Source organism: Streptomyces marincola (assembly GCF_020410765.1).
GTDB lineage: Bacteria > Actinomycetota > Actinomycetes > Streptomycetales > Streptomycetaceae > Streptomyces > Streptomyces marincola.
Genome location: NZ_CP084541.1, coordinates 6348616 through 6363605 on the forward strand (window position 1 = coordinate 6348616; position 14990 = coordinate 6363605).

At 73.0% G+C, this 14990-nt stretch carries 11 protein-coding genes; 4 read left to right on the forward strand and 7 right to left on the reverse strand.

Annotated features, from left to right (window positions below; translation table 11 throughout):
- Nucleotides 1-32: 32 nt before the first annotated feature.
- Nucleotides 33-2123 (reverse strand): MMPL family transporter, encoded by a 2091-nt coding sequence (locus LC193_RS28120; protein ID WP_226078188.1) that lies wholly within the window; start codon nt 2121-2123, stop codon nt 33-35.
- Between the two features lie 93 nt (nt 2124-2216).
- Here LC193_RS28120 and LC193_RS28125 point away from each other — a divergent pair, with 93 nt between their 5' ends.
- Entirely contained in the window at nt 2217-2699 is a 483-nt protein-coding gene (locus LC193_RS28125; protein WP_226078189.1) for a MarR family winged helix-turn-helix transcriptional regulator, read from the forward strand.
- Nucleotides 2700-2706: 7 nt separating this feature from the next.
- Here LC193_RS28125 and LC193_RS28130 read toward each other — a convergent pair whose 3' ends face one another.
- The gene (locus LC193_RS28130; RefSeq protein WP_226078190.1) at nt 2707-3756 is read right to left on the reverse strand and encodes a zinc-dependent alcohol dehydrogenase; all 1050 of its coding nucleotides are present in this window, start codon (nt 3754-3756) and stop codon (nt 2707-2709) included.
- A gap of 346 nt (nt 3757-4102) precedes the next feature.
- Here LC193_RS28130 and LC193_RS28135 point away from each other — a divergent pair, with 346 nt between their 5' ends.
- Nucleotides 4103-4813, forward strand: coding sequence for a GntR family transcriptional regulator (locus tag LC193_RS28135; RefSeq protein WP_226078191.1), 711 nt, complete (start codon nt 4103-4105; stop codon nt 4811-4813).
- A gap of 221 nt (nt 4814-5034) precedes the next feature.
- Here LC193_RS28135 and LC193_RS28140 read toward each other — a convergent pair whose 3' ends face one another.
- The 3 genes from LC193_RS28140 to LC193_RS28150 form a co-directional block, all read right to left on the reverse strand.
- On the reverse strand, nt 5035-7854 hold the full coding sequence (locus tag LC193_RS28140) for an AAA family ATPase (RefSeq protein ID WP_226078192.1): 2820 nt from the start codon (nt 7852-7854) through the stop codon (nt 5035-5037).
- Between the two features lie 822 nt (nt 7855-8676).
- The gene (locus LC193_RS28145; protein WP_226078193.1) at nt 8677-10284 is read right to left on the reverse strand and encodes an ABC transporter permease; all 1608 of its coding nucleotides are present in this window, start codon (nt 10282-10284) and stop codon (nt 8677-8679) included.
- Complete coding sequence (locus tag LC193_RS28150; protein ID WP_226078194.1) at nt 10281-11201, reverse strand: ABC transporter ATP-binding protein; 921 nt, start codon at nt 11199-11201, stop codon at nt 10281-10283. Before LC193_RS28150 ends, LC193_RS28145 begins: the two co-directional genes overlap by 4 nt.
- A 90-nt stretch (nt 11202-11291) precedes the next feature.
- Here LC193_RS28150 and LC193_RS28155 point away from each other — a divergent pair, with 90 nt between their 5' ends.
- A complete protein-coding gene (locus tag LC193_RS28155) occupies nt 11292-11828 on the forward strand; it encodes a GbsR/MarR family transcriptional regulator (protein WP_226078195.1) in 537 nt (178 codons plus the stop codon).
- Nucleotides 11829-12135: 307 nt separating this feature from the next.
- Entirely contained in the window at nt 12136-13569 is a 1434-nt protein-coding gene (locus LC193_RS28160) for an FAD-dependent monooxygenase (protein ID WP_226078196.1), read from the forward strand.
- Between the two features lie 88 nt (nt 13570-13657).
- On the opposite strand, the gene LC193_RS28165 is transcribed toward LC193_RS28160, so the two are convergent.
- On the reverse strand, nt 13658-14080 hold the full coding sequence (locus LC193_RS28165; protein ID WP_226078197.1) for a nuclear transport factor 2 family protein: 423 nt from the start codon (nt 14078-14080) through the stop codon (nt 13658-13660).
- 27 nt (nt 14081-14107) lie between these two features.
- A complete protein-coding gene (locus tag LC193_RS28170; protein WP_226078198.1) occupies nt 14108-14560 on the reverse strand; it encodes a nuclear transport factor 2 family protein in 453 nt (150 codons plus the stop codon).
- Nucleotides 14561-14990 lie beyond the last annotated feature (430 nt).

The window sequence follows — 14990 nt, forward strand, 5'->3', positions numbered from 1 at the left end:
CGCGCCGCACCACCCCGGCGTCCCCCCGCGCCTCACTCGCGGGGCGGCTCCACGCGGGCGGCGCGGCCCGGCAGCCAGACGCGCGGGCCGATGTCGCGCACAAGCGCGGGGACGAGCAGCGAACGCACCACCAGCGTGTCCAGGAGCACGCCGAACGCGACGATGAACGCCAGCTGGGCGAGGAACGCCAGCGGGATGACGATCAGGGCCGCGAACGTGGCCGCGAGCACCACGCCCGCCGAGGTGATCACCCCGCCGGTGGCGATCAGCCCGCGCAGTACGCCCTGCCGGGTGCCGTGCAGCAGGGTCTCCTCGCGCACCCGGGACATCAGGAAGATGTTGTAGTCCACGCCGAGCGCGACGAGGAAGACGAACCCGTACAGCGGGACGGAGGCATCCGTGCCGCTGAAGCCGAACAGGTGGGTGAAGACCAGGCCGGCGATGCCGATGGTGGCCAGGTAGTTGAGGGCGACCGTGCCGACCAGGAGGACGGGCAGCAGCAGCGAGCGCAGCAGCGCGACGAGGATCAGCAGGATGGTGACGAGGACCACGGGGATGATGACGAGCCGGTCGCGTTCCGCGGTCTGCTGCGTGTCGTACTGCTGAGCGGTGTATCCGCCCACCAGGGCGTCCGCCCCGTCGATGCCGGACAGCGCGTCGCGCAGCTCCCGCACGGTGTTCTGGGCCGCCTCGCTGTCGGGACTGTCGGTGAGCGTCGCGTCGATGCGGACCCGGCCGTCGACGACGTGGGGAGGCCCGCCGCCCGGCGCGCCCGCGGCGGTGACCGGCTCGGCGCCCGAGACCCCGGGCACGTCGGCGGCCGTCCGTGCGACCCGGTCCGCGTGCTCGGCGGAGGCGATGATCACCGCGGGCTGCCCTGAGCCGCCGGGGAAGTGCTCGCCGAGCGCTTCCTGCGCGCCCACCGAGGGGGCGTCGTTCACGAACAGCTCGTCCAGCGGAACGCCGTCGGAGTTCAGCGCGGGGGAGAGCGCCGCACAGGCGGTCAGGGCCAGCAGGGTGCCCGCCCACAGGCGGCGGGGCCGCGCGTCGACCTGGCGGGCGACCCGGCGCCACAGGCCGTGGCCGCCGGTGTCCTCGTCGGCCGCGCGCGGGCGGGCGGGCCAGTAGGCGGCCCTGCCGGTCAGCGCGAGGACGGCGGGCAGGAACGTCAGGGTCGAGAGCACGGCGCAGGCGATGCCGATGGCGCCCACGGGGCCGAGCGCCTGGTTGTTGGTGAGGTCGCTGAGCAGCAGGGCGAGCAGGCCCATGGCCACGGTCGCGGCGCTCGCGGTGATGGCGCCGAACGAGCGTCTGGCCGCCGTCACGGCCGCGGCGGCCCGGTCGCCGGTGCGGGCCAGCTCCTCACGGAACCGCGCCGTCAGCAGCAGCGCGTAGTCGGTCGCCGCGCCGATGACCAGGATGGACAGGATGCCCTGGACCTGCCCGTCGACGCGGACGACGTCGGCGTCGGCCAGCGCGTAGACGACGGCGCAGGCGACACCGAGCGCGAGCACGGAGCTGACGATGATCACGAAGGGCAGCAGCAGGCTGCGGTAGACGAGCAGCAGGATCAGCAGCACGGTGATCAGGGCGGCGCCGAGCAGCAGGCCGTCGATGCCGGCGAAGGCGTCCGACAGGTCGGCCTGGGTGGCCGCTGGCCCCGCGATGTGGACCTCCGTGCCCGGGACCCCGCCCGCCGCGTCCCGGATCTCGTCGAGCACCGCGGGGAGTTCGTCCTCGATCCCGGGGTCGAGCTGCACGACGCCCTGGAGGGCCAGGCCGTCGGCGGAGGGGATGGCCGGCGTGCTCGGGCCCGCGGCCCAGGGGGCGTCGGCCAGTCCGGAGAGCGCGGCCGTCGCGCGGTCGGCGGCCTCGGGTGGGACGGGCCGCTCGTCCGAGGTCCACACGACGATGGCGGGCAGGGTCTCGTCCTGGTCGAAGGCGGCCTGCGCCTCGATCACCCGGGTCGACTCGGCGCTCTCCGGCAGGAACGCGGCCTGGTCGTTCGTCGAGACCTCGCCGAGCCGGCCCGCGAACGGGCCGAAGACTCCGCCGAGGATCAGCCAGGTGACGGCCAGTACCACGGGGATGAGCCAGCGGGCGGGTTGTCCGGTGCGTTTCATGGTGTCCTCGGTCGCCGGTGCGGACGTCTTCCGGGGAGCAAGGTATATCAACGATTGGGTATCTCAATAATCGAGAGATACTAGGATCGGTGCATGACCTCCGAAGAACAGGCACCCTCGACCGAGGCCGCGAGCCAGGACCTGCGACTCTTCGCCGTCCAGCTGCGAAGGCTCACCGCGGAGGTCAACCGCGCGGCGCACGTGTTCGCCGGCAGCCAGGGGCTCCACGCCACCGACGTGCACGCTCTTGCCGCGATCATGGACGCCACCACCCGCGACGGGTCGCCCATGACTCCCGGCCGCCTGAGGGAGCAGCTCGACCTCACCTCGGGCGCCGTCACCGCGTGCCTCGACCGGCTGGAGCGCGCGGGGCACATCGCGCGCTCCCGGGACACCGCCGACCGCAGGGTCGTCCACCTCCACTACCTGCCCGCCGCGCGGGAAGCCGCCCGCAGCTACTTCGAACCCCTCTCGCGCGGCACCAAGGCCGCGCGGGCCCGCTTCTCCGACGAGGAGCTGGCCACCGTCCTCGCCTTCCTCCAGGCACTCAACGAGGAACTGGCCGCCGGTCGCTGACGCCGCCTCAGGAGCGCGGGTCGACCAGCACCTTCGCCTGCGCGCTGCCCCCGGAGTCCAGTTCCTCCAGCATGTCGCCGAGTCCGGAGAGGCCGATGGTGCCCGTGTGCAGGGCCGCGACATCGATCCTGCGCTCGGCGACGGCCCGCATGGCGCCCAGGAAGTCCTCGTGGTTGTAGGCCAGCGAGCCCACCACGGTGAGTTCCCTGCTCTGCCAGTCCCCGTAGCTCACGCGCGACTCGGTCAACGGGTAGCCGAGGAGCGCCAGCACCCCGCCGCGCCGCACCAGTTCGGCCGACGGCTGGAGCAGCGAGGCCACCCCCGCGCATTCGAACACCACATCGGCCCCCAGCCCTCCCGACACGTCGGCCAGGGCCGCCGGCAGGTCATCGGGCGCCACCGTGCCGGAGAAGCCGAGCCGTTCGGCCGCCGCCCGGCGGGCGGGCGACGGCTCCGAGACCACGATCAGCCCCGCGCCCGCGTTGCGCGCGTGCTGCGCCGTCAGCAGGCCGATCGGCCCGGCGCCCTGCACGACGACGAGCGAGCCGAACTCCATGGCGGTCCTGCGCACCGCGTGGAAGGTCACGGTCGCGGGTTCCACCAGGGCCGCCTCGACATCCGACAGGTTCTCGGGAACGGGCACCACCCGCCGCGCCGAGACCCGCACCCGGTCGGCGAACCCGCCGTGCGCGGGCGCGGCCGGATCCACCCCGTTGGCCTCGGCGAAGACCGTCTCGCACTGCCTGGCGTGGCCGGCCGTGCACTGCCGGCACCTGCCGCAGGCCGGGCCGACCGCGCCGACCACGCGCACGCCGGGCGCGAGGCCCGTCACCTCAGCGCCGACCGCGCGGACGGTACCCGTCCACTCGTGCCCGAAGACGGCCGGCGGCAGCATGTGGCCGTCGGTGTACCCGTGGACATCCGTGCCGCAGATGCCGCAGTAGGTGATGTCGACGACGACGCCGTCCGCCGCGGGTTCGTCCGGTGCGTCCTCGGGCACCAGTTCCAGCTCCCGCGGGCCTGCCACCCGCGCGTAGCGTTGTCCTGACCGGCTCACGGAGATCTCCTCTGCGTTCGATGCCTCGATGTGAAGAACCTGAAGAACGTGACATATGCCAGGTTTCTCCCCATCCAACACCGTGCGCCGCTCGCCTTCCGGCAGGTCCGGGTGCGGCTGTCCGGTCCTGTCGTCCCTCCGGCCCTCGGGATGTGGCTTTCTGTCTGAAATGGTGCGAATCCCGGGTGTTGAATCCTTCGTTTCTGACGCTTTTCGTCTAGTTACCCGGAGGTAGGAGTTGACTGCGTGATTGCGGTCGACTTATCGTCATGTCTGATATGCCGTACCTGATATCTCAGATACCTCAGATGCGAACGCCTGCCGTGGAATCCGGAGCCCGTACCCCATGAGCGCAACTCCGCCGCCCCCGGCGCCGGTTCCCGTGCCCTCCAGGACGCAGTACGTCCTGGAGCAGGTGAAGCACGAAATCCTCACCGGCGCCCTGCCGCCCGGCTCGCCCCTCGTCGAGACCGAACTGGCCGCCCGTTTCGGGATGTCCAAGACGCCGGTCCGCGAGGCGCTCAAGAGCCTGGCGGGGCGTGGCCTGGTCGTCATGACCGAGTACCGGGGCGCCGCGGTGCGCGGGGTGGACGCGGCGATGGCCCGTTCCGTCTACGACGTGCGCGTCCTGCTGGAGCCGGAGGCGCTGCGGCGCACCGTCACGGCCCGCGCCGGCCTCGCCGCCGCGCACGCGGCGCTCGCCCGCGCGGACGCGGCCACCGATGCCGCGGAACGGTCGCTCGCCAACCGGGACTTCCACCGCGCCCTGTACCTGCCCTGCGGCAATCCGCTCCTCGTCGGCATGCTGGACGACCTGCGCGACCAGGCCGCCCTGGTCTCGTCCTTCGCCTGGCAGACGCTGCCCACGTGGGACCGCGAGGCGGCCGAGCACCGCGCGATCCTCGCCCGCGCCGAGGAGGGCGACGCGGCGGGCGCGGGCGCCGCGCTGAGCGACCACATCGAGGGCTTCGTCCGGCGCGCCTTCCCGCCGGACGCCGACGGCGCCGCGGGGCCGGCGCCCGGCGGGCGCGCCGGGGAGCAGGAGCCGCGGCCGTGACGGCCGTGACGGACTCCGCGGCGCGGCGGGCGGCGCCCGCCGGCGGGTGGCCACTCCCGTAGGCCCGTCCGAGGAGGCGGAACGGCCGGACCGGGGCGTCCGCCCGGCCGCTGCCGCGGCGGTGACCAAGGCGTTCGCGCCGGGCCTCACCGGCGCGGGTCCGCGGCACCGCGTGAACCGCACCGCTCGGCCCGCGGAACGCCCGGCCCGCCACGCGCCCCTCACGCCTCGCGGGGCACCGCGCCCGCGTGCGCCGACGAGAGCAGGTGTGCCAGCTCGTCGCGCTGCTTGACGTTCAGCTTCCGGTAGATCCGCGTCAGGTGCTGCTCCACGGTGCTGACCGTGATGAACAGCTTCCGTGAGATCTCCCGGTTGGTGTGCCCCTCGGCGGCCAGCACCGCCACCCGCAGCTGGGCCTGGCTCAGCGCGCCGTCGCCGCTGTGTCCCTCGGGCGGGCAGGCGGCCGGCTCGCTGCCCGCCCGCGCCAGTTGCTGCGCGAGCCGGGGCGAGCCGCACGACTGCGCGAGCTGCTGCGCCCGCTGGAACATCCCGCGCGCCCCGTCCGCGTCGCCGCCCCGGCGCAGCACGTCACCCAAGTCGGCGGTGGCCCGGGCGAGTTCGAGCCGGTCACCGCAGTTCTCCAGCACATCGACCGCCTCGGTCAGCAGTGCCTCGGCCTCGGCCGCCGGCGCCTCGGCCGCCAGCAGGCGCAGGGTCGCGCCCCGCGTGCGCTGATCCGCGCCGCGCCCCTCGGCGAGTTGCTCACGCAACAGCCGCGTCCCCTCCGCCCGGTCACCGGCGCCGAGCAGCACCCGGGCCAGTTCGAGCCGCCAGGGCACGAGCCCCGCCGTGTCCATTCCCCACTTCCGCATCGTCTCGCCGCACCAGCGCAGATCGTCGGCCGCGGCCTGCGGCCGGCCCGTCGCCGCGTGGAAACGGGCCCGCGCCGCCAAGTAGTGCAGTCCGAGCGGCGTCCTGAACGTGTCGGCGGGCAACGGCCTGGCCAGCCACTGGTTGGCCTCCATGAACAGCTGGGACTCGGTGGCCGCGGTGATCAGGGTCGCGAGCGGCGCGGCGGCGGCCACGCCCCAGGCCTCCAGGGGGACCTCACGCAGCGCCGCCCTGGCCTGCTCCTCGGCCTGCCCGAGCCGGCCGAGCCGCAGGGCGGCCTCGGCGCGGATCGCGTGCAGGATGCCCTTCCACACCGGGGACCTGTGGATCTGCGGGCGGTCGAGCAGCACCCGGGTCCACGCGTTGACCAGGTCGGACATGCCGCTGCACAGCAGCGCGACCAGCGGCGCGGTGAGCGTGCCAAGCGCGCCGGGCTCCGCCATGTAGCGCTGCACCATGCGTTCCGCCGTCGTGGCGACGTCGCGTCCGGCGCGTTCCGGGATCAGCGCGTCCGCCAGCAGCGCCACGGCGTCGATCTGCCGCCCCGCGGCCGAGGTCGCGGTGCCGGTGCCGGTGCCCGCCACGGGCCGGCCTCGCTCGGGCCCCTCGGCGAGTTGGTCCGGGTACGCCAGGGAGGTCAGCAGCCGCACCGCGCGCAGGCGGCCGTCCGCGGCGTTCGGCCCGTCGCCCTCGGCGAACGCCGTGAGCAGGTTCTTCGCGGTGTCCGCCCGGCCGTGCCACAGCAGCAGCGGGACGGTGGCCGCGGCGGCCGGGTCCTGGGCGCGCCCGGCGGCCACGGCTTCCCGCAGCCCGTCGAGCTGCGCGGTGACCGACAGCGGGTTGATCTGCCAGGAGCAGCGGATGAGCAGGGCGTCCATGTCCGCGTGCCGGGAGGCGCCCGTGTTCGCGCGCGCGGCCAGGCGCAGGCAGTCCCCGGTGAGATCGGGCCGTCCCTTGGCCATGGCTTGCCGGGCCGCTTCGTGCAGGGTGGCGACCGCCCAGGACGGCTCGGCCCAGTCGGCGTGCACCAGGTGCCCGGCCACCGCCTCGGGTTCCCCGCCGTGCTCCTGGAGGTAGGTCGCCGCCGCCCGGTGCAGCCTCCGGCTCTCCTCCGCGGGCAGGTCGGCCAGCACCGCCCGGGCGATCCGCGGATGGCGGATGCGGTCGGTCCCGGCCAGACCGCACATCCGCAGCAGCCCCAGGGCCTTGGTCACGCATTCCGTCTCAAGTCCGGTGAGGTGGGCCAGCATCTGCGGGGAAGCGGGCCCGCGCAGGACCGCCAGGGCGCGGGCCGTCGCCCGGACCTCGGGCTCGTGCCGGTACAGGCAGCGCAGCACGGCCTGGTCGAACGGGCCGCCGGGGCGCGACGCCGAGGTGTCCGCGGACCGCGGGCCCGCTCCGGGCTCCTCGTCGATGAGTCCGCGCAGCAGCAGCGGGCTGCCGCCGGTGAGCGCGAACAGCTCCCCGGCCGGCGGCAACCCCGGCCGGTCCCCGGCCGGTTCCTCCGCCGGCGCGCCCAGCGCGTCCTCCGGCAGGGGGCCGAGCGTGAGGCCCGCGAAGTGCGGCTGGCTCTGCAACTCGGCGTGGAAGAGCGGATGCGCGTCGCGCAGGGTGGGCGACTCGGTGAGCACCACCATGATCCGCTTGCAGCGCAAGCGCCTGATCGCGTACATGAGGCAGTGCAGCGAGGCGTCGTCGGCGTGGTGCGCGTCGTCCACGGTGACGACGAGCGGCCGTTCCTTGGCCAGGTCGAGCAGCGACATGAACAGTTCGTGCACCGCAGGGGCCGTCACGCTGCCGCCCGCCCCGTGCGCCGTCCCGTCGGCGTTCGGCCGCGGCGGCGCCTCCTCGGGCACCACACGCCCCAGGAGGGCGGTCATGCGCCGGGCGGACTCCCGGCTCAGGCCGGCGGTGTCGACGAGTTGGCTCAGCACGCCGAGCGGAAGATCCCGCTCCGCGCGCGAACCGATCGCGCTCATCACGACGCTGCCGCGCCGTGCGGTGTGGTCGTTGAAGGCTTCGAGAAGCGTGGTCTTACCGCTGCCGACCGCTCCGACGACCCGGCGGACCGAACCGCCGAGCCGGTTGTCGCAGGCGTCGAAAGCCGTGCACAAGCGCGCCAGAACCGTTTCTCGTTGCGTTGTTGTCATTCGCGTGTTCCCCCTTACGCGCGAAGCGCTGTGCTGTTGTCCTGTGATGACTCGCGGGTCCTGTCCTCCCGGTGCCGGAAAACCGGGTGACGCCACGGGCGTTTACCCCGTGCCGCGGCGAATAGGTCTGGACCAGAAGTGCGGTGCCGCGCGGCCCGGTGGCGGAATGTCGTATTCCGGCAAGGGCGAGCGGGTGAATGGTGAATGGCATGCGGAAGCACATGTTTCAACCGAGGAGATGGTGGTGCGAGCGCGCCGTTTCGCGGGTCACGGACGACGTGAGCGGGCGTTCCGTTCACTCGGCGGGACGGACGGTGGCACTGTCGTCCCTGGTCAGCCGAGCAGGCGGCCTCGCGAGCGCCGGCGCAGAAAGCTTGCCAGGACCACCTCCGCGCATATCCCTGCCGGACCTCGTGCGGGCGGGCACGGCATACCGACGACCGCCCGAATGCTCTGGGTTGGCCGGTAGCTTACAGGGGTGCGCGGGCGGGTTCCTAGCTCGTCCCGGTTAACGTTCGACTGCATCTTGACCGGTAACGTCACGGTCGGCTCGGGGAAGGAACCATTCCGCCAGGAAGGACCGATCCACGTGTACCGCGCCGGTGCGGATGGCCGGGCGCCGCCGGCGGGGCGAATGCCACCGCACACCCCCGGAACGGCTCATGGCCAGGCGACGGCGCGGAAGCCCGCACTTTCCGGGGGAAATGCCGCGCGCGGGGTCTTGCGAAGCGTCCGTGAGGCGATGGCGCCGCGTCCGGTGGACGTTCGGACCCTGCCGCACGGGGGGCGCCCGTGCGCCGGCGCCCGTGGGCGCCGGCACACTCAGGCCATGTCGCGGCGGCGCAGCCCGGCCAGGCCGACGCAGGTGAGCCCGGCCGCCAGGGCGAGGAGCAGCAGCAGCGGCGGAGCCTCGAACGCGGCGCCCGGCAGGTCGGGGATGTGCGAGAAGGGCGACAGGTTGAGCACCATCTGGTCCAGCCTCAGCAGGTCGCCGAACTGGCCGATGACCAGGGCCACCAGCAGGACCGCCCAGCTCACGGCGGTGTAGCGGGGCAGCAGTCCGAAGAGCAGCGCGCACACACCGATCAGGGTCCACACCGCGGGCACCTGCGCCAGCGCGGCGCCCGTCACCCGGGCCACCTCGCCGAGGTCGCCGCTGTTCAGCCCGTGGGTGAGGCCGGCGGCGGCGCCGGCCAGGGCCAGCATGCCCACCGAGCCGACCGCCGCGACGATCAGGTGGCTGCCGGCCCAGCTCAGCCGCCGCACGGCCGTGGTGAGCACCGGGTCGGCGCGGTGCCCCGACTCCTCGGCCGAAAGCCGCAGCGCGGACTGCACGGCGTAGGCCCCCACGATCATCGCCGTCAGCGAGATGATCGTGGCGAGGAAGACGTCCACGATGTCGCCGCTGCCGCCGAGGTCGCGCAGCAGCTCGTCGATGTCGGGGTTGTCCTCCGCGATGCTCACGGTTCCCTCGGCGAGCGCGCCGAACGCGGCGCCCACCACCAGGAAGCCGAGGCCCCAGCCGACCAGCGAGCCGCGCTGCAAGCGCCACGCCAGGGCCAGCGGATTGCGCAGCCCGGCGGAGGCGTTGACCGGGCCGAGCTTGGGCTTCAGCACGCCCGACCCGATGTCCCTGCGGTCCACGAGCGCGCCGATCCCGAGGACCAGCAGGGCGACGGCGCCGGCGAACACCAGCAGCACCCACCACCGCTCCCCGGCCCAGGGCCTGGCCAGCTCGGCCCAGCCGATGGGGGAGAGCCAGGTCAGGTTCGCCATCGCCCCGCCGTCGGTGCCGCTCGCGGCGTCGCCCGCGGCGCGCAGCAGATACGACCCGCCCAGCACGGCCGCGGCGATCCCGGTCGCGCTGCGGGCCGAGTCGGTCAGCTGCGCGGTGAGCCCGGCGACGAACGCGAACAGGACGCCGATGCCGGCGACTCCCAGCGCGTAGGCGACCGACCCGCCCGCGGGCAGCCCGGTCGCGATCAGTCCGAGAGCGGTGAGCACGGCGATCGCCACGTTCACGCCGATGGTCAGCAGCAGGCCGCTGGCGAGCCACGCCTTGCGGCCGAGCACCGCGGACCCGGCCAGCTCCGCCCGGCCGCTCTCCTCCTCAAGCCGGGTGTGGCGCACCACGAACAGGATGCTCATCAGGCCGACCAGCGTGCCCATGAAGGCGATGAGCTGGTAGGCGTTGATCCCGCCGGTGGTCGACAGGTCGAACGCCCGGCCGCCCAGGGCGAGCAGCGCCGGGTTGCTCCGCACGCTCTCCGCGAACTGCTCGCGCTCGGCCGCGGTGCTGTACAGGTCGTTGTTGGCGGAGGCCGAGGCGACCGTGAAGATCACCATGCCGATGATCCACGCGCTCGCCCGGATGCGGTCGAGTCGCAGAGCGAGCCTCAGCAGCTCGCCCGTGCCGGCGTAGTCCCTCAACGGACCGCCTCCGACTCCGCCGCGTCCCGGTCGCCCGCCGTCGTGTAGTGGCGCATGAACAGGTCTTCCAGTGTGGGGGGACTGCTGATCAGGCTCCGCATGCCCAGGGCCGTGAGGTGCTGCATCGCGGTGTTGAGGTTGTCGGCGTCGACATCGAACTCCACCTGGTTGCCGTTCACCCGCACGTCGTGCAGGCCCGGCAGCCGGGAGAGGTCCGTCGGCGGCTCGGCCAGTTCGGCCCGCACCGAGGTGCGGGTCAGGTGCCGCAGCTCGGTCAGCGTCCCCGACTCCACGGTGCGACCGCTGCGGATGATGCTCACCCGATCGCAGAGCTTCTCCACCTCGGACAGGATGTGACTGGACAGCAGCACGGTCCGCCCGCGGTCGCGCTCCTCGGCCACGCAGTCCTGGAAGACCGACTCCATCAGCGGGTCGAGACCCGAGGTCGGCTCGTCCATGATCAGCAGTTCCACGTCCGAGGCGAAGGCGGCCACCAGCGACACCTTCTGCCTGTTGCCCTTGGAGTAGGCGCGCCCCTTCTTCCGCGGGTCGAGCTCGAAGCGTTCGATCAACTCGTCACGACGCTTGGCGTTCACCCGTCCCCTCAGCCGGCCGAGGAGGTCGATGACCTCTCCGCCGGAGAGAGTCGGCCACAGCGTCACGTCCCCCGGCACGTACGCCAGCCGCCGGTGCAGCTCCACGGCATCCCGCCACGGATCACCGCCCAGCAGCTCGACCGTGCCCGAGTCGGAGCGCAGCAGCCCCAGCAGCACCCTGATGGCGGTCGTCTTGCCCGCGCCGTTGGGGCCGAGGAAACCGTGCACCTCACCGGCCTCGACCGTCAGCTCAAGACCATCGAGCGCGCGTGTTGCCCCAAATGTCTTGACGAGAGAGGAGATTGAGATCTGCGTCGTCATGCGGCCAAGGCTAGTGTAGGTTTCAGCATTTTGCGAGAATTGAAAGAACGGTGAAGGTGCGGTTAGGGTTCCGGGGGAGAAGGGAGCGTCGTGACGACAGAACAAGAGACAACCGGGGGCACGACCGGCCCGGACGGCGGCTGGAGCGCCGAGGAGGCACGCGCCATCGAACGTTTGGGCAACCGGTTCGCGCAGACGGGCCTGTCCCGCATGTCGGCACGGATCTTCGCCGCCCTCGTCATCTCCGACGAGGGCGCGCTCACCGCGGCCGAACTGTGCCGGCGCCTGGGCGTCAGCTCCGGCACGGTCTCCACATCCGTCCAGTACCTCACGGGACTCGGCCTGATCACCCGCGAGAACGTCCCCGGCTCCCGGCGCGACCTCTACCGGGTCCTCGACGACCCGTGGCCGGAGGTCTTCGCCATCCGGGGCCACTGGCTCCGCGACTTCGCCAGCAGCGCCGCCGAGGACATCGGCCGCCTCGACGAGGGCACCCCGGCCGCGGAACGCCTCGCCACCATGCGCGAGTTCGCCCTCTTCGTGATGCCCAAGCTGGACGATATCGTCCACGACTGGCGCCGGCACCGCGCCGAACGCGCCCGCGCCGACGACCCGCCGCGGCCATAGGGGGTACCCGGCCGCGACGCCGCACCGGCAAAAACGGGCAAAACATCCCGACCTGCCCGCGATCCGGGCCCACCACCCCCGGCCCGCCCCGGCGGAACACCGCGAACGGGCCACCAAGACAGGGGTGTAGGGGGAAAGGTCAAGGGTTACCGAACCCGACGGCCACCGGACAGCATGGCGGCACAGACCGCCATGCACGACGGCCCGGCGCGCCCGCCCGCGACCGGGCCGGCGCCGCCGCGCGAACCCGCCCGCCGCGAGCCCTCGTTCGCCTCGCGCCCAGCGGATACCGCGCCAGGAAGGAATGATGACCTTGTCGGGGACCCGAACCACACACGGGCTGGTACTCGGAGGGGGACTGGCCGGGATGCTGGCAGCACGCGTGCTGCGGCGGCATCTCGACCAGGTCACCGTCATCGAGCGCGACGCGCTCCCCGACGGCCCCCAGCACCGCAAAGGGCTCCCGCAGGCCCGCCACTCCCACCTCCTGTGGTCCGGCGGCGCGCGCCTCATCGACTCCCTGCTGCCCGGCACCACGGAACGCCTCAAGGCCGCGGGCGCGCAACGCATCGGCGTCTACCGGAACATGGTCTCGCTGACCTCCTACGGCTGGCAGCAGCGCTTCCCGGAAACCCAGTTCCTCCACGCCGCCAGCCGCCCACTCCTCGACTGGACCATCCGCGACCTCACCCTCGCCGACCCGGCCATCACCCTCAGGCAGCGGACCGAGGCAGTCGCCCTGCTCGGCGACGCCACCCACGTCACCGGCGTCACGATCCGCGACCTCGACGACGGCGCCTCGACCGACCTCACCGCCGACGTCGTCGTCGACACCACAGGCAGAGGCTCCCGCCTCGCCCAGTGGCTCGACGCCCTCGACGTCCCCCCGCCGCAGGAAGACGTCGTCGACTCCGGCATCACCTACGCCACCCGCGTCTACCGCGCCCCGGGGCGCAGCGCCGGCGCGTTCCCCATGGTCAGCATCCACAGCGACTACCGCACCCGGCAACCCGGCAGGTTCGGCCTCATCCTGCCCGTCGAGAACGGCCAGTGGATCGTCACCCTCTCCGGCACCCGCGGCAGCGAACCCCCCACCGACGAAGCCGGATTCGCCGCCTTCGCCAAAGAACTCGCCCACCCGCTCATCAGCGAACTCATCGGGCTCGCCACCCCCCTCACCCCCGTCCAGGGCTCGCGCAGCACCGCCAACCGGCGCCGCTACTTCGAACGCAACAGCGTCTGGCCCGACAACCTCATCGCCCTCGGCGACTCCGTCGCCGGCTTCAACCCCGTCTACGGCCACGGCATGTCCGCCGCCGCCCGCAGCGCCGCCGCCCTCGACCGCGCCCTGCAACGCAACCTCGGCACACCCGACCTCGCCACCAGCGCCCTGCGCGGCATCTCCCGCGCCGTCGACGACCCCTGGAACCTGGCCACCGCCCAGGACATCTTCTACCCCGACTGCCGCGTCAACGCGGACGACCCCCGCCTCGAAGAAGAACTCAACAGCCAGGAACGCTTCACCGAACTCGTCTGCACCGCGGGCCTCACCACCGCGCCCGTCGCCGCGGCCGTCGCCGGCGTCAGCGCCCTCGCCGCACCCGCGACAAGCCTCCAGTCGCCCGCCGTCCTCGGCGCCCTCCGCGACCGGACCGCCACCCCCACCCCCGCACCCGACACGCCGACCCTCACCGACGAGGAATGGGCCCTGGCCACGGCCGAACCCCTCGACGACAACTGACCACCACGGAAACGGCCGGCCGCGCCCCCCGGGAAACCTCCACCCGAGGGCCGCGGCCGGCCGCATCACGTCCCGCGCACCGGCGGAATCAGCCCGCCGGCGCCCCCGAAGGAGCGACGACCCGGCAGTCCGTCCGGCCCACGAGCACCCGCACCTCCGTGACCAGACCGGCCGCGCCCACCCGGATCAGGCTCACCATCCGGAACCGCATGCGCGACCCCGCCGGCGCCTTCAGCTCCGGCGGCGCGTCCATCTCACCGGTCACAGGAAGCACCACCATCTGCCCCTCCATCGAGGTCCGCGGCTCACCGGGCACCTCCTCGATGCCCGCGCCGATCACTCCCGACAGGTACTGCCGCACCGCCTCCTTGCCCACCCGCGGCGGCGTGCCCGCCGGATCCTCGAACCGGATCCCCGGATCGAACAGCGCCAGCACCCCCTCCAGATCACCCGCGTTCAGCAAACGGCAGTACTCCAGCGCAAGCGCCTTGCGCGTCGCGTCGTCAGCCACGGCCGCACCCCCAGGCACAACGGATCATCACTGGTCAGACCCTTCGAGCAGAATCACGTCCGACGGCCCCCAGTAGGAGCGCATGTCATCGATCAGGCCGTCCGCACCCACCCGGATCACCATCACGCACGCGATGCGGATCCGCGCGGTCTCCGGATCGCCCGGCGGCGCGAACACCCCCGTCCGCGCCATGAGCGGCCCGTTCGGCAGATAGTTCATCGTCGAGGTCACCTCGATCGCCGCATACCTGCCCGTCGGGGAACCCACAGGCTCCGCCACCGGAACCTCGTTCACCCGGCACGCCATCGCGTTGCGCACGTGCGACCGCAGCGCGCCGTGCCCGATCCGTTCGCCCGACCCCACCGGGTCCTCGAAACGCACCGCCGGCGCGTACAGCTTCAGCAACTCCTCCAATTCCCCGGCATTGACCCGGCGGCAATGCTCCAGAGCCATTTCCTTGGTCGTCGCTTCATCAGGCAAGAAGTCCCCCAGGAAAGACGCGGCGGCGGGGAGCCCACCCGGCCACGACATTCCGGCACCGGCGACTCCCCGTCCAACCACCCCACAGCGCACGGCGAACCAGGGGAACCCCTAAACCGCCGACGCCACCCCCTACACCGGAGACCGGGGCCCCGCACCTGCACCCGCGGGACCCCGCCGGAACCCCGCCGCGACCCACCCCGGGCGCCCTGACCCGCGCCGACCCGGCGCACCGGCCCCTCACCCCCGCACCCGCCTGCCCAGCAGGAATAGGGGTACACCTCGCGCCACCCGCTCTCCTACTGTGATCAGCATCTTCCTCGTCTCACGAGGAGACGGCGCACCGGCCAGTGCCGGCGGCGGTCCGCATTCCAGGGCGTGTGGCCACTTCGGGCCGCGCCCTGGCATTCCGAGATCAATGGAGTTTCTG